The organism is Corynebacterium sp. HMSC072A04 (assembly GCF_001809235.1).
GTDB classification, from domain to species: domain Bacteria; phylum Actinomycetota; class Actinomycetes; order Mycobacteriales; family Mycobacteriaceae; genus Corynebacterium; species Corynebacterium hiratae.
Genome location: NZ_KV796769.1, coordinates 21483 through 45023 on the forward strand (window position 1 = coordinate 21483; position 23541 = coordinate 45023).

Consider the following 23541-nt stretch of genomic DNA (forward strand, 5'->3'; position numbering starts at 1 on the left):
TGCAATTCCTTTTCTTGGATTGATGTGGTGTTAGCGGGCCGAAGCTGGCCCTGCCACGCGCGACACAGAACGTATCGCGCATTAAATCGAATTTTTACTTAGCCGGGACGCCGTCAACGGTGATGCCCATGGAGCGAGCGGTACCAGCGATGATGCGGGCGCCGTTCTCGATGTCACGAGCGTTGAGGTCCTCGAACTTGGTCTGTGCAATCTCCTTGCACTGATCCCAGGTCACGGAGCCAACCTTGTCGGTGTGCGGAACGCCAGAGCCCTTCTTGATGCCAGCAGCCTTGAGCAGGAGCTTCGCTGCCGGCGGGGTCTTCAGCTTGAAGTCGAAGGAGCGGTCCTCGTAGACGGTGATCTCCACCGGCACGACGTTGCCGCGCTGGGACTCGGTCGCAGCGTTGTAGGCCTTGCAGAACTCCATGATGTTGACGCCGTGGGCACCGAGTGCCGGGCCGACCGGCGGAGCCGGGTTAGCAGCGCCTGCCTCGATCTGGAGCTTGATCAGGCCAGTGACCTTCTTCTTGGGAGCCATCGAATTACCTCTTTCCTGTGGTACCGGAGTGCCGCCACGATGAATAACAGCGCCCCGTCCGGATGCTCACGCATTGTGGGCCACCGGAGGATGAACGTTTCAACATGCGCGAAAGCGCACGGCGTTCAAGTTTAGAACACCGTGCGCCCAGCTCAAAATCGCTTTTTAGGAGATGCGCTCGATCTCCGTCGGGGACAGCTCCACCGGGGTCTCGCGGCCGAAGATGGACACCAGGCCCTGCATCTTGCCGGTCTCCGGGTCGATCTCGGAGATGGTGGCAGACACGGAGGCCAGCGGACCAGACAGGATGGTGACGGCCTCGCCCACCTCGAAGTCGTGCGCGTAGGCCTTGGCGGCCTCCTTCTCCGGCATAGCCACGACCTGCTCGCCTTCGGAATCTGCTGCGGAAGCTTCTGGAGAGACCGTCGGATCGTTCGGCATGAGGAACTTAGCCACGTCGCGGATCTTGACCGGGGTGGCGTTACCTTCGTTGCCCACGAAGGAGGTCACGCCCGGGGTATCGCGAACGACGGACCAGGCAGCGTCGTTAAGCTCCATGCGCACCAGCACGTAGCCCGGCAGCAGCTTGCGCTTAACTACCTTCTTCTTGCCGTCCTTCTTTTCAATGGCCTGTTCGACCGGGACGACAACCTCGAAGATGGAGTCCTCCACCTCAAGGGTCTGAGCACGCATATCGAGGTTGGTCTTTACCTTGTTCTCGTAGCCGGAGTAGCACTGGATGATGTACCACTGGCCAGGCTGCTTCTTCAGCTCGCGGGTAAAGGCGCGCAGGCGGGACTTGTACTCAGCGTCGGCTGCTGCGGCAGCGTCCGCGTCAGCGCTTGCCGACGCCTCCCCTGCACCCTCACCTTCAGCCTCAGCCTCGTCCGAGCCGCCACCGAGAGCGGCTTCGGCGGCCTTGGTGGCAGCTTCCTTCTCGGCGGCTTCCTTCTCCTCTGCGGAGAGTTCCTCCTGCGGCTGCTGGACCTCCTCGGTAGCCTCGACCGCTTCAGCGGCCTGTTCCTGGACGTTATCGATCATGGCCTGCTCAAGGGAAGTGCCAGTGTTTTCTTCGCTCATTGTCTGCTACTCCAAATTGGTATTTATTCTTCTAGTCCCCACCAGGGTACTCGGCCGGACTAGGGCAAAAAGTATCCCGCCGTTTCCCCTAGTCGAGCTAGCGGGAAGGCGGCGGGATGAAAGTATGTAATTAGTTTACTAAGGCGCGAGGATTGCTTCAACTCCGAGACCGGTCAGCGCGTCCACACCCCACACCAGAGCGGTGAGGACGATAAGGAAGGCGAAGGTCACCAGAACGTACTGAACCATTTCCTTGCCGGTCGGCCAGACAACCTTCTTGAGCTCGGAGGCAACCTCACCCGGGAAGGAGCCGACGGATCCGCCGAAGGAATCTTCCTTCTTGTCCTCGACGCGCACAACACGCTTGTCAGTGTAGGAGCCGGTAGAGGTGGTCGCTGCGCCAGAGAGCTGACGCTTGCCGGTTGGGCGCGGAGCCCCGGTGCTCGGCTGCTTTTCATCGCTCACGGCGATTCCCTCCTTGGAAGTGATGTGGCAGGGGCGACAGGACTCGAACCTGCAACCTACGGTTTTGGAGACCGTTGCGCTACCAATTGCGCCACGCCCCTCTGCGTGCCCTTTTGGGACAACGCACAACCCTACCAGAACGATGATTCCCCATGGAAACCACGTGCCGTATAAGGCTGGGAGTCGGTAGTGAAAAAGCGCCCGTATGCGGGCGCTTTTCTTTCCCGGTAGCGATGGCGAGAATTGAACTCGCGACACAGCGATTATGAGTCGCTTGCTCTACCACTGAGCTACACCGCCATATTCACTTTCTGAAAGCTTCCAGAAACATGAATGGAGCCCCCTGACAGAATCGAACTGTCGACCTTTTCCTTACCATGGAAACGCTCTGCCGACTGAGCTAAGGGGGCACAGCCTCTTTGAGTCACGGAGTTTCTTCCGCTGTGCTCTCGTTGAAGCCTTGAAAAGATTAACCCGAAACGCTTAAACAACACAAATCGCCAGTACGACAAGGGTTTTTGCGCACTTTTCAGGCACCTAAACTCACACGCATCACCCTTGCACCACTCTCGCGGTAGACCACCCCCACTCCAGGCGCGCCAAATCCAGCTATTGTTGATGTATCAAATACTTTATGTGCTCTAGGGAGGACACATGAGCTCTGGTACCCAGAAACAGACACCGAAGGACTGGGCCGGCGACGCCCAGAATGCCTCGACGGACGGCGAATTCAAGCGAGACACCAACTACATCGGTGACCGCATCCTCGCCTCAGTCACTGGTGACAATCCACAGCCCTCCGTGAGTGGCAGTGGCGAGACTTTGGACTGGCCGGTGCAGCCCCACCGCTACCGTCTCATCGCCGCGCGCGCTTGCCCGTGGGCACACCGCGCCGTCATCGTGCGGCGCCTGTTGGGACTGGAAAATGTCATCTCCTCAGGCTTGGCGGGCCCGACCCACGACAAGCGCTCCTGGACTTTTGATCTCGACCCCGACGGGCTCGACCCAGTCCTGCGCATCCCCCGCCTGCAGGATGCGTATTTCGCACGCTTCCCTGACTACCCGCGAGGCATCACGGTGCCAGCCATCGTGGAGGAATCCAGCGGCAAAGTCGTGACCAATGATTTCAACTCCATGGTGCGAGACTTCCAAACCGAGTGGACCGAGTACCAGCGAGAAGGCGCGCCCAACCTGCTGCCGCCGGCCGAGCAGCAGGAGGAGATGGAAGAAATTAACGACTTCATCTTCAGGAAACTCAACAACGGCGTGTATCGCGCGGGATTCTCCGCATCCCAGGAGGCTTATGAAGAGGCCTATGCGGATGTCTTTGAGGTCCTCGATTGGTTGGAAGAACGGCTAGCCCACCGCCGGTTCATCATGGGTGAGCACATCACGGAGACCGATATCCGGGCATACACCACCCTGATCCGCTTTGATGCCGTCTACCACGGCCACTTCAAGACGAACCGGAACAAAATCAGCGAGATGCCGAATGTCTACGGCTACCTGCGCGAACTCTTCCAGACCCCGGGCTTCGGCGATACCACCGACTTCACGGAGATCAAGCAGCACTACTACATCGTCCACCGCGAGATTAATCCCACCCAAATCGTGCCGGCCGGTCCGGATCTGTCTGGGTTGGCCCAGCCCCACGGCCGCGATCATCTGCCGGGTGCACCATTCGCTGAAGGCACCACCCTGCCGGGGCCGTTGCCTGAGGCCGAGCAGTTGAAGAACCCCGCGGACTTCCAGCGATAGCGATAAGAAAATCCCGCAGACACATTTTTGCGTCTGCGGGATTCATGTTGTGCCAGGTAGAAGATTCGAACTTCTGAAGGCAATGCCGGCGGATTTACAGTCCGCTCCCTTTGGCCGCTCGGGCAACCTGGCAAGCACTCTTGAGTGCGGTTATGTACTTTACTACGAACTCCCGCCCAACATGCAAATCGCCAGGCAGGAGGGTATTTTAACCAACGCGCTGAACGGTATAGTCCGCCAGCTGGCGCAGAGCCTCACTAGCCGTGCACTCCGGGAGCAGGGAGAGCTGGTCCTCGACCACGCGCAGGTACGCGTTAACGTCGGCCAGCGCCTTATCGCGGCCGCCCGACTGCCACAGCAGCTCGATGGCGCGCTGTACGGAGGCGTCGTCCTCAAGCGGGCCCGTCAGCAGCGCGCGCAGCTCATCGCCAACCTCGCCTTCCTCCTCCAGGGCATAGAGCACCGGCAGGGTGAACACACCCTCGCGCAAGTCCGTGCCCGGGGTCTTCCCGGATTCCTCGGAGTCGGAGAAGATGTCGATGACATCGTCGACGATCTGGAAGATCATGCCCACGGCCGCACCGATTTGGCGCAGGGCCTCGCACTGCTCCGGGCCCGCACCCGCGTGGTAGGCACCCAGGTAGCCGGCGGACGCGATCAGCACCGCGGTCTTTTCCCGGATCACCGCCGTGTAGTGCTCCACGGCATTGGCTTCGCCAGCACCGATGGTTTCCCGCATCTGGCCGGTGACGAGCTCCTCGAAAGTCTCCGCGAAGTGCTCCACCGTGTGGGTATCCAGCTGGCTCATCAGTCGCGAGGCGTGCGCGAGCAGTGCATCGCCCGCCAGAATGGCCACCGAGTTGGTCCACCGAAAGTTCGCGGAATCCACGCCGCGGCGGCGCTCCGCCTCATCCATGACATCGTCGTGGTAGAGCGTGGCCACGTGGACCATTTCCACCACGGTGGCCGCCTTAATCACCTCGGGCGATTGCGAGCGTTCACCAAACTCGGAAGCCAGCAACGCCATCATCGGGCGGAAACGCTTGCCCCCGGCCAGGGAGAGGTGGCGCACCTTGTCTTTAATGAAGTCCTGTCCGCGGTCGAGCTCCGTATTCAGCAGGTCCTCTACAGCAGCCATCCCGGCGTTGATACGCTCGGTGAGCTGCGCATCCCCCAAGTCCACGTGCTTGGCGTGAGTTTGGCCGTGTGACATTAAACGTGTTCCTTTAAGCTCAAAAATCCTAGTGTTTACTTACCGTAGCCCATGGCACGGCCCTCAACACACTTGTGGCCACTATCCCGTGCAATGATAGTCCCCATGTCGGAGCAGATCGATTCCACCCTTGTTGACGTCGCCATCGTAGGTGCCGGGCCCGCCGGCGCTGCCGCCGCTATCCACGCCGCACGCGCCGGCCATGAGACGCTGCTTGTCGACGCCTCCCCCTTCCCCCGCGACAAGACCTGCGGCGATGGACTGACCCCGCGCGCCATGCACCAGTTGGAGCTCCTCGGCATCGAGGTCAACGCGTCCTACCGCAACCGCGGGCTCAAGCTACACGGCTTCGGCGGCACCGTGACCGCTCCGTGGCCTGAGGCCTACCCCTCGCACGAAGGCACGGCGCTGCCGCGCTATGAATTCGACGCGCTGCTGGTTGACGCCGCCCGAGACGTCGGCGCGCAGCTTATAACCGGCACGGCAACGCAGCCGGAGCTGGACGGCAACCGGCTGGTCGAGTTCTCCGTCGGCAAGCGCCGCGTGCGCGCCCGGTGGGTCATCGTGGCCGACGGCGTGCGCTCGACATTTGGCAAGCAGTTGGGCCGCACCTGGCACCGCGAGGAGGTCTATGGCATTGCTGCACGCGCTTATGCCGATTCACCGCAGGACGGCGAGGAATGGATGCACTCCCACGTTGAGCTCAAGGACCCCGAGGGCGTGGTGCAGCCGGGCTATGGCTGGATCTTTCCGCTGGGCCAGGGGGTCAATATCGGCTTGGGCGCGCTCTCTACGGCCGCCCGCCCGGCCCGCCTCAACACGAAGAAGGCGCTGGATTTCTACGCTGAGCAGCAGCGTTCGGAATGGGGTCTGGGCGAGCTGCGCAACGTCACCTCGGCGATGCTGCCCATGGGTGGTGCGGTGTCTGGAGTTGCCGGCGCGAACTGGATGCTCATCGGTGACGCCGCCGCCTGCGTCAACCCGCTCAACGGCGAGGGCATCGACTATGGCTTGGAAACGGCGGCGCTCGCCGTGGAGATGCTCGGCACCAAGGACCTCACCTTGGCGTGGCCAGACCGGCTACGCGCCGAGTATGGCGAGGCCTTCCTACTTGCCCGCACCGCCGCGCGCCTGCTGACCTACCCACAATTCCTGCCGCTGGCCGGACCTGTGGCCATGCGTGGGCCGGTGGGCCGCATGCTCATGCCGGCCGCAGCGCGCCTCATGGGCAACCTCATCACCGACGAGGACAAGGATCTGCTTGCCCGCGCCTGGCGGCTGGCCGGCGGGGCGGTCTCCGCGTTGCGCCGCGATACTCCCCTTTGGTCCTGAGCCCTTTGGCCTTAGGGCCCCTAGGCGGGCTTCACTGCGGAGTGCAGCGCCACGATGCCGAAGGTCAGGTTGCGCCAGCCTGCTTGTTCCCAGCCGTTGCGGTTAATGGCAGCGGCCAGTTCGTGCTGCTCCGGCCACGCACGGATGGACTCTGCGAGGTAGATATAGGCCTCCGGGTTGGAGGAGACCACCTTGGCAATCGGCGGCAGCAAGCGGGTCAGGTATTCCTTGTAGACGGTGCCGAAGACCGGGATGACCGGCTTGGAAAATTCCGCTACTGCCAGGCGCCCGCCGGGTTTGGTCACGCGCGCCATCTCCCGCAGGCCCAGCTCGAAGTCGTGGATATTGCGCAAGCCATAGGAAATGGTCACCGCGTCAAAAGTGTTATCCGCAAAGGGTAGGCGCATTCCATCGCCGGCCACCTTGGGTACATCGCGCTCCGCGCCAGCTGCAAGCATGCCGAGGGAAAAGTCACAGGCCACGCACCACGCGCCGGACTTGGACAGCTCTTCCGTCGAGACGGCCGTTCCGGCAGCCAAGTCGAGGACCTTCTCCCCCGGCTTCAGGTTGAGCCGCTCGCGGGTCAGCCGGCGCCAGCGTGCATCCTGACCAAAGGACAGCACCGTGTTGGTGATGTCGTATTTCTTGCCCACCGCGTCAAACATGCGCGCGACATCGAAGGGCTTCTTCTCCAGATCTGCCTTAGACACAAGCGCCTAGTTTAGGCGACGCGCGCTCCCAGAGCGCGGGCGGCCCAACGCGGCAGCTCCGGACGCTGGCCCAAAATGGTCAGCGGGACCTCACGGACATTCTCCAAAACCTCGTCGTAGTAGCCCAGCAGCTGCTCGCACAACGCCGGCCAGGTCTTGGAGGCAATCGACTTCCGGGCGTTCTCCCGCAACTCCTGGTGAATCTCCGGGTTGAGCAGCGCGTCCACCGCATTGGGGAGGTCCTCGACGAACGTTGAAACGTCGAGAAGCAGCCCGTTATAGCCCTCCTCGATGAGGTCCACCGGGCCGCCCGCGCGGGGGCCGATGGTGGGCACGCCCGAGGCCTGAGCCTCCTGGATAGCCTGGCAGAAGGTCTCGAACTCGCCGGCGTGCACGAAGATGTCGAGGGAGGCATAGGCCGCTGCGAGCTCCTCTCCGCCCAACGCCCCGGTAAAGACCGCACTCGGCAGCTGGGCCTCCAGCAGCGGGCGCTCCGGCCCATCGCCGACGATGACGAGCTGGATGTCCTCGCGACCGTTAAGGGCCGACAGGCGGTGCACGCCCTTCTCCGCTGCCAGACGGCCCACGAAGCCGACGATCTTCTTGCTTCCTGTGGGATCCCACTCGCGGCGCAGCGCGGCCGAGCGCTTATCCGGGTGGAAGCGCTCCGAGTCCACGCCACGACCCCAGTGGCGCACGTTCTTGATGTGGTGTTTTTCCAGGTCGGCGATGGTAAGCGAGGACGGCGCGAGAGTCATTTGGCACGCATTGTGGATGGTGCGCAGCCACTCCCACACCCCATAGGCCAGCGCGGAGGCGTGATACTTGGTGGCAAAGCCTGCCACATCAGTCTGGTACAACGCCACGGCCGGAATACGCTGTTGGCGGGCGGAAAAGGCCCCCGCCGCTCCCAGAACGAAGGGACTGGCCAGGTGAATGATGTCCGGCTTGAACTCGCGCAGCGCCTCGTCCACAGCGGAAGTGGGAACGCCGACCGGGAGCGAATCCACCAGCGGCACCCGCACGGTGGGCACGCGCACGATGGTGAACCCGAGGTAATCAGGGATCTCCTCCTGTCCATCCCGAGCGCCGGGGGCGATGACGATGGCCTCGTGGCCGTGCTCGTGGAGATGTTCGAGGACACGCAGCACGGAGTTGGTCACTCCGTTGACGTTAGGCAAGAAGGATTCCGCGACGATGGCTACACGCATGCGCCCCATCATTCCTTTCCTGGGTGCTCAGCTGGTAAAGCACGTGCTAAATTCCGGTTAATTTTCCCGCTTGCCCACCACAAGGCACCCGCTAACAGGGTAGCGACGGCTGCTGAAGACAGCGCCGGGATGATCGACAGGGTCCATTCGCGGCCCTCCACCTTGACTAGGTCCGGGTTGTTCTTGGCATAGAGCACCCAGACCTGCTGGCCCTCTCCTAGCCCGGTGGGATACAGCAGCCCGGTGGGTGGGGTGTGATAGATACCTTCGGCATCCTGGAAATCCACGAAGGTGCGCAGGCTGCCGACGTCCGTCACCGTGGCCAGCGCGCGCCCGGGGTTGGCGTTGATGGTGCGGTCGTTCAAGAAAGGGCCGATGACCATTCCCGCCATGCCCACTAATGCCGCGGCATACAGCACCAGGATCAGCTGGCGTACCCGGCGCCGCGGCATTTACTGGCCTACCTTGGCGTTCAGCGCCTCCTGCAGCGCGCGGCGCGAGGACCGGGTGGTATGCGCCTCCACGACGGTGATGCCGGTCGAGTATTCCTTGAGCTCTGCGAGGATATCGAGCAGCTCCTGCGCCGAGCTCACCTCGCGGTGCTCAGCGCCGCAAGCCTCCGCCAGCTTGGCGACGCCCACCCCATGCGGCGTCCCAAAAGCCTTCTCGAAGGAGTCGCGCAGAGGCTCGCGGCCTTGTTCAAGCACCTCGAAGATGCCGCCGCCGTCGTCGTTTGAAACGACGATGGTGAGATTCTCCGGACGCGGGTTGTCCTCGGGGAGGATGAGGGAGGTGGCGTCGTGGAGGAAGGTGACATCCCCCATGAGCGCCACGGTGCGCGGGGCGCGCGGGGCGTCGGCTTCGCGGGACTGGGTGGCCAGGGCGATGCCGATGGCCTGCGCGATGGTGCCGTCGATGCCAGCAGCCCCGCGCGGCGAGTAGGTCTCCACACCGTCGAAGGGCAGGCCGATGAAGGACGCATCCCGCACCGCGTTGGAGGCGCCCAGGACGAGGGTATCTCCGACAGCGAGGGTATCGCCCACCGCGGCGGCGACGTGGAGGCCGGTAAAGCCGATCTCGGGCTTGGTGGCATCCTCACCGGTGGTCTCCGCCAGAACCTCACGAACACCGTCGGCCGCCATCTGTGCCGCACCTTCGCAGATCTTCATCCACTCGCGCGTGGGCTCGCCGCTGGTCTTGACGGTGGTGCCCAGCTGCGCGGCCTCGCCGCGCGGGTTAGTGAAATCTTCCGTGCGGGACAGGCAGATGAGGTCGATATCGGGATCACTGAGCAGCGCCAGAACTCCACGGTGCAGGGTGGGGTGGCCCACGACGATGACCTGCTCCACCTTGGTGTTGACCACGTAGTCATTGGCGGACACCTGAGCGCGGCGGAACAGGTGGGCCGCGGCCGGGTGCACCGGGTGATAGGGCGCAAGTGCCGTGGGCTCGGCGATGGTGGGGACATCCTCCAAACCGTCGACTTCCCAAGCTTCGTCGCCCGCGATGACGAGGGTGTTGCGGCTGAGATCAACGGCCACCTCGCCGTGGTTGGACCAGCGCGGGGTACGCGCGCGGTGCTGCGTGTAATCCGTCGGGGTACCGGGCAGCTCCTCCCCTACCAGCGGGGCATCGAGGGCCACGTTGATGTGCACCTGGCGATCATTCAGGAAGCGCTCGGCAACGAGCGGGATATCACTCGTGGTCTCCACCTGGGTGGTTTCCGCATACACACCGAAGATGCCAGGCTGCTCAATGGTCTGGGAGGCCCCCGTACCCACCAAACGGGCCGGGCGGTCCGCGCTGATAACGGCCAGCGGGGTATGCGAGTAATGTGCCTCCACCATCGCGGGCAAGGCGTTGGCCACCGCGGTGCCGGAGGTCATGACGATGCCGACGTGCCGGCGTTGGACGCGGGCGAGGCCGAGGGCAGCGAAGGCGGCGGAGCGCTCATCCAGGCGGGTATGCACGCGAATATCGCTGCGCGCGAGAAGCGCCAGAGACAGCGGCGCGTTGCGCGAGCCGGGGCAAAGTACGACGTCAGTGAGGTGCCGCGAGAGCTGAGCAGCGAGTGTTTCAGCCAGCTGCATCGACTCCGGCTGCGAGGACTCCACGGGCTGTGTATTAGGCGTACTAGGCATTCTCTGCACCGCCCGCACCGGGCTCACCGTTGCCCGACTCTAATTCGCCGAAGAGATCGTTGAGCAGGCTCTCTAGGTCAGATCCGCCCTGATCCAACTGATCTTGGATGCTCGGCGGCAGCTCCGTCGGGACCTCCGGTGGCAGCTCAGTAGGAATCTCAGTGGGGAGGCGATCCCGCGGAGATTCCTTCGTGGTGGTCACCGTAGTGGGGACTTCGGTCGTCACGGTCTCGGTGACCGGCTCCGGGGCGGGTTTGTTGGCATCCGCGGCCGCACCGCGCCAGAGGAAGAACAGCACGCCGGCGAAAACGACGGCGATAGCGGCGATGGCCGCGAAGACATAGGACAGGGCTCCCCCGCCCTTCTTCGGCTCCTCCACCTGGTAGCTCGACGGAACCGGGTCATACTGCGGCTGCTGATAGTTCTGGTCATAGCCCTGCTGATAGGACTGGCCGAAAGCCTGCGTGTTCTGGGAACCGGGCTCCGGGAAGTGCTGTTGGGGACGCTGTGGCGGCTGCTGCTGGGGCGCGCCGAACTGGCGGGTTTCGTTCTCACCGTTGACGCGGCCGAACTGCCGCGTCTCGTTGTCGCCGTTGTTGTTGGTCATGGGATTTACCTTATCGTGCACCCGCGCCACTTAGCACCCGGCCGGTGGGCGTCTCACCCGCCGCGACCTGAGCCGGTGTGCCATCCGCCACGACCTGTCCGCCCTCCGCGCCTGAGCCCGGGCCCATCTCGATGACGCGGTCAGCGCCAGCGATGAGGTGGCGGTCGTGGTCTGCCACCACGACGCTATGCGAGGCATCCACCAGCGAGTGCAGCTCAGTAATGAGCAGGTCAATATCGGCCGGGTGCAGGCCCACAGTGGGCTCATCCAGCAGGTAGACGGTATGGCCCCGGTGCGAATTGCGGGAGCGCTGAAGCTCCGTGGCGAGCTTGATGCGCTGTGCCTCACCGCCGGAGAGCTCCGGTGCACCCTGGCCTAGGCGCAGGTAACCCAGACCTACCGCTTCCAGGGTTTGCAGCGCGTGGAGGATCGGCGCTTCATCTGCAAAGACCTCTAGGGCTTCTTCCACCGTGAGGTCCAGGATGTCCGCGATGGTCCGGCCCTGCCAGCGGATGGACAAGGTGTCATCGTTATAACGCTGTCCCTGGCAGTCTGGGCACTGGGTATAGGAGCCGGGCAGGAAGACCAGTTCGACCTCGATCTGGCCGGCGCCGCCGCAGGTATGGCACTGGCCTTGCTTGACGTTGTAAGAAAAGCGCGAGACCGTCCATTTCTTCTTCTTGGCCTCCGGCGTGGCGGCGAAGAGCTTGCGGACATTGTCGAAGAGGTTGGTGTACGTCGCCACCGTGGAGCGCGGGGTTCGGCCGATCGGCTTTTGGGTAATGGAGACCACGCGCTTGACCTGCTCCGGGCACTCCGGCCCCGTGAGCGTGTCATGGAGTGCGGCCAACAGTGTGGATTTACCGGAACCCGAGAGCCCAGTAATAGCCGTGAACTGGCCAAGCCCAAAGTCCACGTCGAGGCCGTCGATGGTGTGCGAGTGCACCTGGCGCAGCGCGATATCCCCGTGAGCCGAGCGCGCTTCGGCCTTGGGCGTGGGGCGCGGGCGGGCCAAGGCACGCGCAGTCGGGGTATCGGCGGAGTCCGCGGCCGCAATGTAGTCAGCAACAGGACCCGAGTACACCACCTGGCCGCCGCGCTCACCGGCGAGCGGGCCGACGTCCACGATCCAATCGGCGTGCTTGACCAGCTCCATATCGTGCTCCACCAGCAGCACCGAATTGCCCTCCGCGATGAAGCGACGGCACATGTCGAGCACCGCACCCCGTTCCACCGGATGCAGGCCCGCAGAGGGCTCATCCAGGACATAGGTCACGCCATACAGCCCGGAGCGCAGCTGCGCGGCCAGGCGCAGGCGCTGCACCTCACCACCCGAGAGCGTTTCCGTCGGCCTATCCAGGCTGAGGTGCCCAAGGCCGAGTTCCAGTGCGGATTCAAAGGCCGGAAGGAGGGCCTTAAGGAGCAGGTCTTCAGCGTCATTCGGTTGCGGCTTTTGGGATTTGAGGAGCTCGTAGGCCTCGCTGAGCGGGAGGGCATTGAATTCGTCGATCGGCAGCCCGGCGTAGGTGACCTTGAGCGCCTTCGCCGTCAGCCGGCGCCCCTGACAGGTATCGCACTGGCGGGTTTCCATGAAACTCAAGACGCGGGCACGCAGCGTATCCGACTTCGTCTCCGCATAGGTCTTGGTCAGGTAGCTGGCCACGGAGCGCCACGTGCCCTCGTAATTGCGCTGGATCTGATCCGCCCCGCGGCGCGGCTTGACGGTCACCACCGGGCGTTCCTCGGTGAAGAGGATCCACTCGCGGTCCTTCTTCGGCAGCTGCTCCCACGGCGAGTCCAGGTCATAGCCCAGCTCCTGGAGGATGTCGTGGAAGTTCTTGCCCGCCCAGGCCCCCGGCCAGGCGGCAATGGCCCCCTCCTCGATGCTCAAGCGGGGGTCCGGCACCATGGAGGCCTCCGTGGGCTCATGCACCACGCCGGTGCCCTGGCACTCCGGGCACATGCCCTCCGGGGTATTCGGGGAAAAGGAATCGGAGTACAGGCCCTCCGGGTTGTCACCACAGCGCGAGTAAAGCAGGCGCACGGAATTAGACATGGCGGAGATCGTGCCCACGGTGGAGCGCGCGCTGCTTGCCGACGCCGACTGTTGCAACGCCACCGTCGGCGGCAACCCCTCGATGCGGCCGACCTGCGGGTCCACCGCTGAAGCGATGAGGCGTCGAGCAAAGGGCGCGACAGATTCCAGGTAGCGGCGCTGGCCTTCGCCATGAATAGTGCCAAAGGCCAGCGAAGACTTGCCGGAGCCGGACACCCCCGTCACGGCCACGAGCTGGCCGCGCGGCAGGTCCACATCCACGTTGCGAAGGTTGTGCAGGTGCGCATCTCTCACGGAAATCGTCATGCCCGCCAGCCTACGCTGACCTCCGGACATGGACCGTGAGCTGTGATTTTAAAGGTGCGGCCAACATTCGCGCACGCGCTCAAACCACCAGTCGCGGCGCTCGCCCGGCGCGGCGAGCGCGCTGAGGCGATCCGGGTCGGGGGCAAGGGCTTCGGCGCGCAGGTGACCGTCGACAAGCTCGCGTGGTGCTGTCACATCCTCAAGGAACAGCGAGCCGGTGGCCAGGCCCGCGGCGGCCGGGGTGACGTCGATGTCTTCGTCGTCATAGATCTGCGGCAAGGCGGCCACGGCGGCAAGCCCCATGGAGATTCCCACCGAGGTATCCAGGGCGGAGGCCACCGTGATGTCCATGTGGCGCTCGCGCAGGTGGGAGGCTACCTCGAGTACTTTGCGCACACCGCCCAGTGGCGCGGGCTTGACCACGGCGACGTCCGCTGCCTGCAACTCCGCCACCCGGTAAGGGTCACTGGCCTTACGGATGGATTCATCGGCCGCCACGCGCACGAAAATCCCGGCGCGCATGAGCTGGGTGCGCACCTCCTTGAGTTCCTCGACGATCTTGCACGGCTGCTCCATGTAATCCAGCGGCATCATCTCCTTTGCCGCAACAACGGCTTCTTCGACGCTCCAGCCGCAGTTGGCGTCGACGCGCAAGACCGGCACGCGGCCTTGGGCTTCGATGTGGGTGCGGACAGAGTGAACGCGCGCGATGTCATCCTCTAGCGTCTGCCCCTTCTCCGCCACCTTGATCTTGAAGGTGCGGCAACCGGGATAGCGCTCCATGACCTCGGGCACCTGCTCGGCGGGGACCGCGGGGATAGTGCCGTTGATTTCTACCCACTCACGCACGGGCTCCGGGAAGCCTTCGTAGGCTGCCTCCAGTCCGGCGGCGAGCCAGCGGGCGGATTCCTCTGCCCCGTACTCCAGGAAGGGGGCGAATTCACCCCAGCCCGCGGGGCCGTCGATAAGCAGCGCCTCCCGGGTAGTAATGCCGCGGAATTTCACGGCGAGTGGAAGGGATACCACGTGGGCGCGGTCGAGGACGTCATCAATATGCATGAGGTTCATCGTACGTGTGGGGGGCTCAGCGCGACACCTGTCATAGCCGGTGTTAGGTTATAACGGTAAGTGGATATAACCAGAAGAAGGATCCTCAGATGCTTTACCTTCTCATCGCACTGCTGGCCATCGCCGCAGTTGTCTATCTCATCTATAAGAAAGTCCACGCCGCGGCCTCCATCTTCGCCGTTGGCGTAGTCCTGCTCATGCTCGCCGCTCTCACCGGGCGCGCGGATTTCCGCACCACCGAAATCGAAGCCACGGGCAATGCCTTCTATGACCAGCTGCTCGTCGTGGACGCGCTATTCAAAGCACGCTTCTCCGGCATCGGCATGGCGATCATGGTGCTCTTCGGCTTCGTGTCCTATATGCGGCACATCGGTGCGGACGCCAAGACGGTCGTGGTGCTCTCCGCACCGCTCAAGCGCTTCAAAGGCTCCTACTGGCTGGTTCCGGTGGGCTTCATCCTGGGCACGCTGCTCTCGCTGGTGATCCCCTCGGCCGCAGCGCTATCCCTATTGCTCGTGGCCACTCTCCTGCCAGCGCTCATCGCCGCGGGCCTGACGCCCCTGACCGTGGGCGCCATCGTGGTGACCTCCTCCACCATCGTGCCCACACCGCTTGAGGCCGGCCTCATTCAGGGCGCCGATCTCACCAACATGACGCCAACCGAGTTCGTCTACGGCGCCGTCGCCTACGCCACGGTGCCCACGCTCCTCATCACGGCCTTCGTACACATGTGGTGGCAACGCCACTGCGATAAGGCGGATGCCCGCAAGGCCGAAAGCTCCGGTGAGGTCAGCGCCGATTCGATGCACGATGACGCTACCGAGGAAGCCATCGCCCGCGCAGCCTCCCTGCCGGGTTACTACGCCGTGCTTCCGCTAATGCCGCTACTGCTCATCATTATCTCCGCCATTCTTAACCGTTTGGGTGTCATCCCCTTTGAGGGCGGCATCCTCCCGGTGACCGTGGTCTCCCTGTTCATCGCGATGATCATCGAGTCCATCCGCAAGCGCACCGTCACCAGTGCTGTGGATTCCATCTCCAGCTTCTTCAAAGGCATGGGCGAAGGTGCTGCGGGCGTCGTGGCCCTGCTGGTGGCTGCTGCTGTCCTGGTGGAGGGTATTACGCAGATGGGTGTCATCGACATGCTCATCGACGCCGCCGAGGGCTCCTCCGGTGCCGCCATCCTCATCGTCCTCATCTTCGTTGCAGCCACCGCCGCGATGGCCGCGCTCACCGGCTCCGGCACCGCGCCCTACTTCGCCTTCTCTGAGGTGGTGCCCAACCTGGCCTCGCAGACCTCCATCCACGCCCCGCAGATGCTCACCGCCATTTGGGGTACCTCCAACCTGATGCGCCAGGTCTCCCCGGTCAACGCCGCAGTGCTCATTGTTGCCGGCGCCATCAAGGTCAATCCCATCCAGTTGGTCAAGCGCACCTCCGTGCCCATGATTGTGGCGACGGTGCTCAACACGCTGTTTGCGTTCATGTTTATTGGGTAGCGGTTTCCGCGCGGGCTCAACGTTAATCACGGAGCCCGCGGTACGTTTTGGTAAATAAGGTCCCCCAAATCCGAAAATCTGCGGGCATATTTACGAAAACGTACCGACCAAGCGTGCACGACGTACATATCGATCAAATAAGGCCCCAGATCATCGAAGTTTTGGGGCCCTATTTGTTAGAACCGTCACGGCTCTAAGGCGGAGCCTACTGACTGCCGTACAATTGCTTAGACAATGAATCCCATCAAGGGTGAAGGAGCAACCATGCTACTTGCTGAAGCCTTGGCCGAGCGCGCCCAGGCGCAGGAGCGCCTCAACTCGCTGAGTGACCGCCTCGCGGCGACGGTCCGCATACAGGAAGGCGACGAACCGGATGAGAACCCCACGGATCTCCTCCGCGAACTCGAGGGCGTGACCAAGCGCATCGACGAGCTCGTCATCGCCATCAACGCCACGAACACGGCCACCGCGTTCGACGATGAGATCACGCTCATGGAAGCGCTGGCGCTGCGCGATGGTCTGCTGCGCAAGCGCCGCATCTACCAGGGATTGGCAGAGCGTGCGGGTGCGCGCCACGACCGTTACTCCCGCTCAGAGATCAAGTTCGTGGCCACGGTGCCCGTGCCGAAGCTGCGCGAGCGCGCCGACGATCTGGCCCGCCAGTACCGCGAGCTAGATACCCGTATCCAGCAGCTAAACTGGAATACGGAACTGATAACTAAATAAGGTCTGCCGCTAGTTGTGCCGCATTCTTGCGGCGCTTTCGCTTTGTGTCGCATTTTTGCGGCACGTCATGTCGCGCGCCACGCGCGCGACGGTAGCCCACACTTTTCGCAGCGAGCGCACCCCTTCTGGGCAGGGAAAAGTCCAGTGCTTCTCAGGCGCCTTCGTAGCGCAAGAAGGCAGGGAGGTTCGATTCCGTCCCACTGTATGGTGTACCGCGCTGGTACGGAGTACACGTGCACATTGACGGGGATAATCCCGCAGTATTGTTTATTGTTTATCACCGCCGCGCTGGGCGGAGAGTGTGGGTGAGGGTTGGGAATGGGGACTATACTTCCGGCGCACCGCTTTCCAATTAAGCTGGTGTGCCATGAGCGAGCAGAAGAACTACAGCACCGATAATCCGTTCAAGCCGGAGCTCTGGCGCCCCGTCGAGGGCTTTGAGGACCTCACGGATATCACCTACCACCGGCTCATCAGCGATGAGCCGAAGCCCAAGCGGAAAGACGGCATCGTCCGCATCGCCTTCGACCGCCCGGAGGTGCGCAACGCGTTTCGCCCCCACACGGTGGATGAGCTCTACCGCGCGCTGGACCACGCGCGCCGCACGCCGGATGTCGGCACGGTGTTGCTGACCGGTAACGGACCTTCCCAGAAGGACGGCGGCTGGGCATTTTGCTCCGGCGGTGACCAGCGCATCCGCGGCCGCTCCGGGTACCGCTATGCCACGGAGCACGCGCATGATGACGCAACTGCCGACGAATCCACCGTGGACACTGCCCGCGAGAAAGTCGAGGGCGGCCGCCTGCACATCCTGGAGGTCCAGCGCCTCATCCGCACCATGCCCAAAGTGGTCATCGCCGTGGTTAACGGCTGGGCCGCCGGCGGCGGGCACTCCCTGCACGTGGTGTGCGATATGACCATTGCCTCCCGCCAGGAGGCCCGCTTCAAGCAGACCGACGCCGACGTCGGTTCCTTCGACGCCGGCTATGGCTCGGCTTACCTGGCCAAGATGGTGGGCCAAAAGTACGCCCGCGAGATCTTCTTCTTAGGCCGCACCTACGATGCACAGCGCATGTACGAGATGGGTGCGGTCAACGAGGTGGTTGACCACGCCGATCTGGAGGACGCCGCCATCAAGATGGGGCGCGAAATCAACATGAAGTCCCCCACCGCCCAGCGCATGCTCAAGTTCGCCTTCAACCTCACCGATGATGGCCTCATGGGCCAGCAGGTCTTCGCTGGAGAAGCCACCCGCTTGGCCTACATGACCGACGAGGCTGTCGAGGGCAAGGAATCCTTCCTGGAAAAGCGCGAGCCCAACTGGGATGACTTCCCGTACTACTACTAACCGTCAGTCCACGAGGAGAACCCACAGTGCTCTACTTCGCCATCGCCCTCGCGGCCATCGCGCTGGTTGCCGTCATTGCATCTCGCGTGTGGATGCTGCGCCACATCAAGCAGGCCCAAAGGGACGGTGAGCGCCCCTTCGACCAGGAGGACGAGCTCATCAACCCCTATGAGCACCGCGGGCGGTAACCTAGCTAACCGTGACCATCCTCTCCCCTCTGCCTGTCAATCCACATGACCCCGCCGCCATCCTGCCTGATCTGGAAGCGGCCATCGCAGGACAAGCCACCTTCCTGCCCGTCCCGGCGGAGGACCGTACCCGCGCGCAGCTGCTGCGCAACCACATGCGCGCAGGAGAACCCATTGATTCCCCCATCGCGCTGGTCGTGGCTACCTCTGGGTCCACGGGCACACCGAAGGGCGCGCAACTCACGGCTGCCAACTTGGTCTCCAGCGCCGATGCCACGCACCGGGCTCTCGGCGGCACCGGTCAGTGGCTGCTAGCCATGCCTGCCTCCCACATCGCGGGCATCCAGGTATTGGTGCGCTCGCTCGTCGCGGGTGTAGAGCCGCTCTGCCTTGACCTGTCGGAAGGTTTTTCCATCCCCAATTTCGCCCGCGCCGCGCACGAGCTGGCCGCCACCGGGGATCGCTCATACACGGGACTGACCCCCATGCAGCTGGCCAAGGCCATGGATTCTCTCGAGGGAATCGAGGCACTGCGCACCTTTGATGCCATCCTCGTCGGGGGCGCTGCCACCCACCCGCAACTATTGGATTCGGCGAAGAAGCTGCGCATCAATATCGTCACCACCTACGGTTCCTCAGAAACTTCCGGTGGATGCGTCTACGACGGCCGTCCCCTCGATAGCGCTCTTGTTCGCATCGGCGAGGAAAACCGCATCTACCTCGGCGGGCCCATGATTGCGCAGGGCTACCGAAACGTGGACTCAGACGCCTTTATGGTGGATGAATCCGGCACCTCGTGGTTTGCTACCTCCGACGCCGGCGCGCTTCACGACGGCCACCTCACCGTCACCGGGCGCCTCGACAACATCCTGAACACCGGCGGGCTCAAGCTCCACCCGGAGCAGCTCGAGCAGCACATCCTGCGCGTGCCGGGAGTGGAGAGCGTGTGCGTGGTTGGCATCCCCCACCCACGCTTGGGGCAGATGATCGTTGCCGCCTATACCGGATGGGCGGATGTCGGCGATATCCTCGTGGCTCTCGATGACGTTGGCCTTCCCCGGTGGCACATCCCCAAGGATTTCAAGCGCCTGCCTGAACTCCCCACCACCGGCCCCGGCAAGGTTGACCGCCTCGCCGTCGCCCGCACGTGGGGCAGCTAAGCCTCCGCTTCGCCAAAGCTGCGTACGGCAATGCCGCGCGCAGCGGATTCCCCGAGGGGGAAGTGCGCACCGCCGTCGACGGCAACCTCGAGCACACCCGCAACCGAGGGGGCAACGACGGACAATTCCACTCCCGGCCGCACTCCATTTTTATCCAGGTAGCGCAGAAATTCGCCATCCGCGTCAGTGACCTGCTCCACGGTGACGGGGGTCTGCGCGGGGACGTCGATAAGCGTAATGCGCGAGACCGGCTCGGCAGTGCCATCCGGGGCAGGTATGGGATCACCATGCGGATCGCGGGCGGGGTTGCCCAGGAAAGAATCGAGGCGTTCAACGAGCCTGTCGGACGTCGCGTGCTCTAGCATTTCCGCCTCATCGTGCACCTCATCCCAGGTATAGCCCAGAGTGCGCACGAGGAAGGTTTCCAGGAGTCGATGCCGGCGCACCATTGCCACAGCCAGCCGCCGGCCTTCCTCAACAAGCCGAACACCAAAGTAGCGTTCGTGTTCCACCAGCCCCTTCGCGGCCAGGCGCTTGACCGCCTCCGACGTGGTGGGCAGCTTCTGCCCCGCCGCTTTAGCTAGGTCCCCCAGCGGCATCGCGGTATTAGCGCCCTCTTTCTCCTCATAGGTCCAGAGGATCTTGAGGTAATCCTGGGTGCGTTCGGGCAGCTCGCTGATGTGCATACCCCCATCGTAGTTCAGCCTATTGCTTCCAACGGTTTCAGCACTTATGCTCTTTCAAGTTCAATCCATTGAACATCGACATTCACTTTTAATAAGAGAGGTTTCCCGTGAAGAAACTTATTGCGCTTCCCCTCGCTTCCCTCGTGGTCGCAAGCACGCTGAGCGCCTGCACCAGCAGCGACTCCACCGAAGCCCAGAACGATAACCTGACGATCTTCGCCACGACCGGTTACTTGGCTGATGCGGCCGCCAATATCGCCCCGGACGCCGACATCACCACCATGGTCGGCCCCGGCGGCGATCCACACACCTACCAGCCCACCACGCGCGATATTGAAAAGATGCAGGATGCCGACCTCGTCCTCTGGAATGGCCTTCACCTCGAGGCGCAAATGGTGGACCAGCTCTCCTCCCTCGGTGAAAAGCAGCTAGCTGTCGGCGAACAGCTCGATACTGCTGACCTTCTGCCGTGGCCCGAGCAAGGTGACAAGGGCGAAAAACTCTACGACCCGCACATCTGGAATAGCCCCGAGCTGTGGAGCCAGGTCGTCGATCATATCGGCACCAAACTCGGCGAAATCGACTCTGACAATGCCGAAGACTATGCCGCGGCCGCCGATGCTTATGAAGACAAGATTGCAGCCGCGCACGACAAGGCCGCTAAGGAACTCGAAAGCGCCTCCCCGCGCGTTCTTATCACCGGCCATGACGCCTTCAACTACTTCGGCAAGACCTTCGACTTTGAAGTCCAAGCCACCGACTTCGTGACCACCGAAGCCACCAAGTCCGCCACTGAGATCTCCGAGCTCGCGGATACGATCGCGGAGAAGAAGGTCCCCGTTATCTTCCAAGATAACCAGGCGAACCCACAGGCCATCACTTCTCTCAAGGAAGCCGTAGAAACCCGCAACTGGACCGTCACCATCTCGGATGAAGAGCTCTTTGCCGATACCCTCGGCCCGGAAGCCCCAACCGATACCTACCTCGGAGCCTTCGAACATAACGCTAGCGCCGTGGCGAAAGCACTAAGCTAATGCTCAGCGTAGGAAACCTCACCGCCGGCTATCCCCGCACGCCGGTGCTTCACGACGCCTCCTTCACCCTCACCCCCGCGACTATCACCGGGCTGGTGGGTGCGAACGGGTCGGGAAAGTCTACTCTGGTCCGCACGCTGGTAGGGCTCCTTCCGCCTCTAGCCTGCGGGTCGATGACCTTCGATGGCGTCGATCTGGCACATTTTCGGCAGCGGCTCGGATATATGCCACAACATGCGGATATCGACTGGAATTACCCTGCCACCGCCTTCGACATCGCCCTGATGGGCCGCACCGCCGGGCTGCGCTGGTGGCAGTGGCCCAGCCGCGCTGACAAAGACGCCGCCCACGCAGCACTTGCGCGCACCGGAATGCAGGCACACGCGCAGCTGCCGATTTCCGCCCTGTCTGGTGGTCAGCGCCAGCGCGTGTTGTTGGCGCGCACGCTCGTTAGCGAGCCGGAATTCATCATCCTCGACGAGCCCTTCGCTGGTGTCGATGCCGCGAGTCAGCGCGCCATCATGGATGTACTCAAGGAACTGCGCGAGAACGGCGTGACCATCCTGCTGGTGCATCACAACCTGGCGGAGGTCGCCGACTTTTGCGATGAGGTCCTCATGGTCGGCCACGGCCGGCTCATTGCTGCTGGCCCCACCGAGCAGGTACTTACCGAGTCCGCCATTGCCGACATGTTTTCCCTGCCATCATGAACCCACTCGAGCTTCTTCAGAACTACACCTATACCCAGGCACTCCTGGGCACCGTGCTCATCGGTGGCTGCGCTGGCGCGCTAGGCCCACTGGTATATGTTCGCCGCACCAGCCTGCTGGCCGATGCCATCTCGCATTCTTCCCTGCCTGGACTGCTCACCGCCTTCCTCGTGGCCACCGCCATTGGCTGGGACGGGCGAAATGTCTGGCTTCTTTCTTGCGGCGCCCTGCTCACCGGAACCCTCGCGGTGGGGTGCATTCACCTCATCCCGCGGTTAACTCCCCTGGGGCAAACCACTGCGATGGCGGCCACGCTAACCACATTTTTCTCGGTGGGCATGCTGCTCATGCAGTATATTTCCCGCCGACCATTGCCTGGCAAGGCCGGAATCCAGGATTATTTGCTGGGAAATGCCTCCACGCTCACTCGCGCGGATGTACGGTCCACACTCATCATCGGTGGCTGCGTGCTGCTTTTTCTTTTCCTCATTCACACCCGGCAGGCCGCAGTCACTTTTGATTCAAGTTTTGCCCAGGTAGCCGGCATCCGCACCTCGTTCCTCAACGCGGCTAGTTTCTTCGCCCTCACCGCCATCACGGTGCTCGGCGTCAAAGTCGTCGGCGTAGTGCTCATGGTCGCCGTGGTCATCAGCCCTGCCGCCGCTGCCCGCCCCTGGACCACGCGCTTGCTACCTTTCATCGCGCTCTCCGGGTTCTTCGGCGCGGCCACCGCTGCTCTCGGCTGCTATGTCTCCATTGCACACGGCCCGCTGCCCACCGGTCCGGTCATCGTCTTGGTTCAGGCGGCGCTCGTCACCATCAGCCTCCTCAGCAGAAAGCTCGCCTCATGACCCTCGCCGCCACCGCTTGTCTCCTTGCCGTCCTGACCGCCTTGGCCTGTGCTATCCCCGGCACCTTTGTTGTCCTCAAAGGCCAGGCCATGCTGATCGACGGCATCGGCCATGCCGTCCTTCCCGGAATTGCCGTCGGCTACCTCTTTACCGCAGATCTAGATTCACCCATCTTGCTCGTTACCGCGGCCGCTGGCGCCTTGGTGGTGGCGTTGGGAACTGACGCACTACAGCGCAGCCCGCTGGTGACTGCTGATTCCGCCCTCGGATTGGTCTTTCCCGCCCTGTTTGCCGCCGGAGTCATCCTGATTTCTACGCACATGAGCCACGTGCACCTTGATGTCCACGCCGTTCTCGTCGGTGATCTCAACCTCGCGGCCTTCTCCAATCCCAACTATTGCTACATCATGGCCGCAGTGCTGGGTATCAATGCTCTCTTCCTCGCCCTTACACTGCCGCGTTTATCCGCCACGACTTTTGACGCCGATTTTTGTGCCGCACGCGGGGTGCCCACGCGCGTTCTTCACATCATATTTATGACCGTGGTTGCCTGCACCGCCACCGCCGCCTTTCACGCTGCCGGTGCCATGCTGGTCATCGCTCTCATGGTATTCCCGACGATGACCGCGCGGCTGCTTACTCAGCGCGTGCCCACGCTGGTGTTGACCGCCTGTGGCGTTGCCGCTATCAGCGCGGTCGTGGGATTTTGGGTTGCCTATGTCCTTGACGCGGCTACCTCTGCCGCAATGACAGTCACCAATGCCGTTATTTTCGTTGCAGTGCTCATCATCTACCGCTTTCGCCAACGCACCAGCTCATTGCCGCAGCACACCACACCAGTGGCACAATAGTGA

The 23541-nt window shown here is 63.0% G+C and carries 23 protein-coding genes and 4 tRNA genes; 11 read left to right on the plus strand and 16 right to left on the minus strand.

Features of this window, described 5'->3' with window-relative positions:
* Positions 1-94: 94 nt before the first annotated feature.
* From rplK to HMPREF2565_RS04295, 6 genes are all read right to left on the minus strand, one after another.
* On the minus strand, positions 95-538 hold the full coding sequence (gene rplK, locus HMPREF2565_RS04270) for a 50S ribosomal protein L11 (protein ID WP_010189723.1): 444 nt from the start codon (positions 536-538) through the stop codon (positions 95-97).
* Positions 539-703: 165 nt separating this feature from the next.
* The gene (gene nusG / locus HMPREF2565_RS04275) at positions 704-1618 is read right to left on the minus strand and encodes a transcription termination/antitermination protein NusG (protein ID WP_046647768.1); all 915 of its coding nucleotides are present in this window, start codon (positions 1616-1618) and stop codon (positions 704-706) included.
* A gap of 138 nt (positions 1619-1756) precedes the next feature.
* Positions 1757-2083: a preprotein translocase subunit SecE gene (secE, locus tag HMPREF2565_RS04280; protein WP_046647902.1), complete on the minus strand. Its 327-nt coding sequence runs from the start codon at positions 2081-2083 to the stop codon at positions 1757-1759.
* A 25-nt stretch (positions 2084-2108) separates the two neighbouring features.
* Positions 2109-2184, minus strand: a tRNA-Trp gene (locus HMPREF2565_RS04285).
* Positions 2185-2311: 127 nt separating this feature from the next.
* A tRNA-Met gene (locus HMPREF2565_RS04290) sits at positions 2312-2383 on the minus strand.
* A 34-nt stretch (positions 2384-2417) separates the two neighbouring features.
* Positions 2418-2493, minus strand: a tRNA-Thr gene (locus HMPREF2565_RS04295).
* Between the two features lie 244 nt (positions 2494-2737).
* Between HMPREF2565_RS04295 and HMPREF2565_RS04300 the strand changes: the two genes are divergently transcribed.
* The gene (locus HMPREF2565_RS04300) at positions 2738-3841 is read left to right on the plus strand and encodes a glutathione S-transferase C-terminal domain-containing protein (protein ID WP_049154836.1); all 1104 of its coding nucleotides are present in this window, start codon (positions 2738-2740) and stop codon (positions 3839-3841) included.
* Between the two features lie 50 nt (positions 3842-3891).
* Here the strand turns inward: HMPREF2565_RS04300 and HMPREF2565_RS04305 are convergent.
* Positions 3892-3973 (minus strand) — tRNA-Tyr (locus HMPREF2565_RS04305).
* 76 nt (positions 3974-4049) lie between these two features.
* Positions 4050-5054 (minus strand): polyprenyl synthetase family protein, encoded by a 1005-nt coding sequence (locus HMPREF2565_RS04310; RefSeq protein WP_046647769.1) that lies wholly within the window; start codon positions 5052-5054, stop codon positions 4050-4052.
* 93 nt (positions 5055-5147) lie between these two features.
* Between HMPREF2565_RS04310 and HMPREF2565_RS04315 the strand changes: the two genes are divergently transcribed.
* Positions 5148-6386, plus strand: coding sequence for a geranylgeranyl reductase family protein (locus HMPREF2565_RS04315; protein ID WP_049154837.1), 1239 nt, complete (start codon positions 5148-5150; stop codon positions 6384-6386).
* 20 nt (positions 6387-6406) lie between these two features.
* Here HMPREF2565_RS04315 and HMPREF2565_RS04320 read toward each other — a convergent pair whose 3' ends face one another.
* From HMPREF2565_RS04320 to HMPREF2565_RS04350, 7 genes are read right to left on the minus strand one after another with little or no spacing between them, the layout of a single operon-like run.
* Positions 6407-7096: a demethylmenaquinone methyltransferase gene (locus HMPREF2565_RS04320; RefSeq protein ID WP_046647771.1), complete on the minus strand. Its 690-nt coding sequence runs from the start codon at positions 7094-7096 to the stop codon at positions 6407-6409.
* A gap of 11 nt (positions 7097-7107) precedes the next feature.
* Positions 7108-8307 carry a glycosyltransferase family 4 protein gene (locus HMPREF2565_RS04325; RefSeq protein ID WP_071406927.1) on the minus strand — a complete coding sequence of 400 codons (1200 nt, stop codon included), beginning with the start codon at positions 8305-8307 and terminating at the stop codon, positions 7108-7110.
* 8 nt (positions 8308-8315) lie between these two features.
* A complete protein-coding gene (locus HMPREF2565_RS04330) occupies positions 8316-8759 on the minus strand; it encodes a DUF3592 domain-containing protein (protein ID WP_071406912.1) in 444 nt (147 codons plus the stop codon).
* Entirely contained in the window at positions 8760-10448 is a 1689-nt protein-coding gene (menD, locus tag HMPREF2565_RS04335; RefSeq protein ID WP_071406913.1) for a 2-succinyl-5-enolpyruvyl-6-hydroxy-3-cyclohexene-1-carboxylic-acid synthase, read from the minus strand.
* Positions 10441-11055 carry a hypothetical protein gene (locus HMPREF2565_RS04340; protein ID WP_071406914.1) on the minus strand — a complete coding sequence of 205 codons (615 nt, stop codon included), beginning with the start codon at positions 11053-11055 and terminating at the stop codon, positions 10441-10443. Before HMPREF2565_RS04340 ends, menD begins: the two co-directional genes overlap by 8 nt.
* 10 nt (positions 11056-11065) lie before the next feature.
* Complete coding sequence (locus HMPREF2565_RS04345) at positions 11066-13417, minus strand: ATP-binding cassette domain-containing protein (protein WP_071406915.1); 2352 nt, start codon at positions 13415-13417, stop codon at positions 11066-11068.
* A 48-nt stretch (positions 13418-13465) separates the two neighbouring features.
* Positions 13466-14485 (minus strand): o-succinylbenzoate synthase, encoded by a 1020-nt coding sequence (locus tag HMPREF2565_RS04350; RefSeq protein WP_210385882.1) that lies wholly within the window; start codon positions 14483-14485, stop codon positions 13466-13468.
* A gap of 89 nt (positions 14486-14574) precedes the next feature.
* On the opposite strand from HMPREF2565_RS04350, the gene dcuC reads away from it, so the two are divergent.
* The 5 genes from dcuC to menE all read left to right on the plus strand — a co-directional run bounded on the left by dcuC (position 14575) and on the right by menE (position 19406).
* Positions 14575-15984, plus strand: a complete 1410-nt coding sequence (gene dcuC, locus HMPREF2565_RS04355; RefSeq protein WP_071406916.1) for a C4-dicarboxylate transporter DcuC — start codon at positions 14575-14577, stop codon at positions 15982-15984.
* A gap of 264 nt (positions 15985-16248) precedes the next feature.
* On the plus strand, positions 16249-16710 hold the full coding sequence (locus tag HMPREF2565_RS04360) for a DIP1984 family protein (RefSeq protein WP_010189741.1): 462 nt from the start codon (positions 16249-16251) through the stop codon (positions 16708-16710).
* 367 nt (positions 16711-17077) lie between these two features.
* Positions 17078-18058: a 1,4-dihydroxy-2-naphthoyl-CoA synthase gene (locus HMPREF2565_RS04365; RefSeq protein ID WP_071406917.1), complete on the plus strand. Its 981-nt coding sequence runs from the start codon at positions 17078-17080 to the stop codon at positions 18056-18058.
* Positions 18059-18084: 26 nt separating this feature from the next.
* Positions 18085-18246, plus strand: coding sequence for a hypothetical protein (locus HMPREF2565_RS13895; protein ID WP_168162652.1), 162 nt, complete (start codon positions 18085-18087; stop codon positions 18244-18246).
* Between the two features lie 11 nt (positions 18247-18257).
* Positions 18258-19406, plus strand: a complete 1149-nt coding sequence (menE, locus tag HMPREF2565_RS04370) for an o-succinylbenzoate--CoA ligase (RefSeq protein ID WP_042529197.1) — start codon at positions 18258-18260, stop codon at positions 19404-19406.
* Here menE and HMPREF2565_RS04375 read toward each other — a convergent pair.
* Positions 19403-20092, minus strand: a complete 690-nt coding sequence (locus tag HMPREF2565_RS04375) for a metal-dependent transcriptional regulator (protein WP_042529195.1) — start codon at positions 20090-20092, stop codon at positions 19403-19405. The two genes, menE and HMPREF2565_RS04375, sit on opposite strands and share 4 nt — an antisense overlap.
* 107 nt (positions 20093-20199) lie before the next feature.
* On the opposite strand from HMPREF2565_RS04375, the gene HMPREF2565_RS04380 reads away from it, so the two are divergent.
* The 4 genes from HMPREF2565_RS04380 to HMPREF2565_RS04395 are packed head-to-tail and all read left to right on the plus strand — an operon-like array spanning position 20200 to position 23538.
* Positions 20200-21126 carry a metal ABC transporter substrate-binding protein gene (locus HMPREF2565_RS04380; RefSeq protein ID WP_010189749.1) on the plus strand — a complete coding sequence of 309 codons (927 nt, stop codon included), beginning with the start codon at positions 20200-20202 and terminating at the stop codon, positions 21124-21126.
* On the plus strand, positions 21126-21836 hold the full coding sequence (locus HMPREF2565_RS04385) for a metal ABC transporter ATP-binding protein (protein WP_046647782.1): 711 nt from the start codon (positions 21126-21128) through the stop codon (positions 21834-21836). Before HMPREF2565_RS04380 ends, HMPREF2565_RS04385 begins: the two co-directional genes overlap by 1 nt.
* Entirely contained in the window at positions 21833-22687 is an 855-nt protein-coding gene (locus HMPREF2565_RS04390; protein WP_070526052.1) for a metal ABC transporter permease, read from the plus strand. The genes HMPREF2565_RS04385 and HMPREF2565_RS04390 overlap by 4 nt, the downstream gene beginning before the upstream one ends.
* Positions 22684-23538, plus strand: a complete 855-nt coding sequence (locus tag HMPREF2565_RS04395; RefSeq protein ID WP_010189755.1) for a metal ABC transporter permease — start codon at positions 22684-22686, stop codon at positions 23536-23538. Before HMPREF2565_RS04390 ends, HMPREF2565_RS04395 begins: the two co-directional genes overlap by 4 nt.
* The last annotated feature ends 3 nt before the right edge of the window (positions 23539-23541 follow it).

Coding starts and splice junctions, on each gene's coding strand:
- rplK (WP_010189723.1), bottom strand. CDS start 538: ATGGCTCCCAAGAAGAAGGTCACTGGCCTGATCAAGCTCCAGATCGAG.
- nusG (WP_046647768.1), bottom strand. CDS start 1,618: ATGAGCGAAGAAAACACTGGCACTTCCCTTGAGCAGGCCATGATCGAT.
- HMPREF2565_RS04300 (WP_049154836.1), top strand. CDS start 2,738: ATGAGCTCTGGTACCCAGAAACAGACACCGAAGGACTGGGCCGGCGAC.
- HMPREF2565_RS04310 (WP_046647769.1), bottom strand. CDS start 5,054: ATGTCACACGGCCAAACTCACGCCAAGCACGTGGACTTGGGGGATGCG.
- HMPREF2565_RS04315 (WP_049154837.1), top strand. CDS start 5,148: ATGATAGTCCCCATGTCGGAGCAGATCGATTCCACCCTTGTTGACGTC.
- HMPREF2565_RS04325 (WP_071406927.1), bottom strand. CDS start 8,307: ATGCGTGTAGCCATCGTCGCGGAATCCTTCTTGCCTAACGTCAACGGA.
- HMPREF2565_RS04330 (WP_071406912.1), bottom strand. CDS start 8,759: ATGCCGCGGCGCCGGGTACGCCAGCTGATCCTGGTGCTGTATGCCGCG.
- menD (WP_071406913.1), bottom strand. CDS start 10,448: ATGCCTAGTACGCCTAATACACAGCCCGTGGAGTCCTCGCAGCCGGAG.
- HMPREF2565_RS04340 (WP_071406914.1), bottom strand. CDS start 11,055: ATGACCAACAACAACGGCGACAACGAGACGCGGCAGTTCGGCCGCGTC.
- HMPREF2565_RS04345 (WP_071406915.1), bottom strand. CDS start 13,417: ATGACGATTTCCGTGAGAGATGCGCACCTGCACAACCTTCGCAACGTG.
- HMPREF2565_RS04350 (WP_210385882.1), bottom strand. CDS start 14,485: ATGAACCTCATGCATATTGATGACGTCCTCGACCGCGCCCACGTGGTA.
- dcuC (WP_071406916.1), top strand. CDS start 14,575: ATGCTTTACCTTCTCATCGCACTGCTGGCCATCGCCGCAGTTGTCTAT.
- HMPREF2565_RS04360 (WP_010189741.1), top strand. CDS start 16,249: ATGCTACTTGCTGAAGCCTTGGCCGAGCGCGCCCAGGCGCAGGAGCGC.
- HMPREF2565_RS04365 (WP_071406917.1), top strand. CDS start 17,078: ATGAGCGAGCAGAAGAACTACAGCACCGATAATCCGTTCAAGCCGGAG.
- HMPREF2565_RS04375 (WP_042529195.1), bottom strand. CDS start 20,092: ATGCACATCAGCGAGCTGCCCGAACGCACCCAGGATTACCTCAAGATC.
- HMPREF2565_RS04385 (WP_046647782.1), top strand. CDS start 21,126: ATGCTCAGCGTAGGAAACCTCACCGCCGGCTATCCCCGCACGCCGGTG.
- HMPREF2565_RS04390 (WP_070526052.1), top strand. CDS start 21,833: ATGAACCCACTCGAGCTTCTTCAGAACTACACCTATACCCAGGCACTC.
- HMPREF2565_RS04395 (WP_010189755.1), top strand. CDS start 22,684: ATGACCCTCGCCGCCACCGCTTGTCTCCTTGCCGTCCTGACCGCCTTG.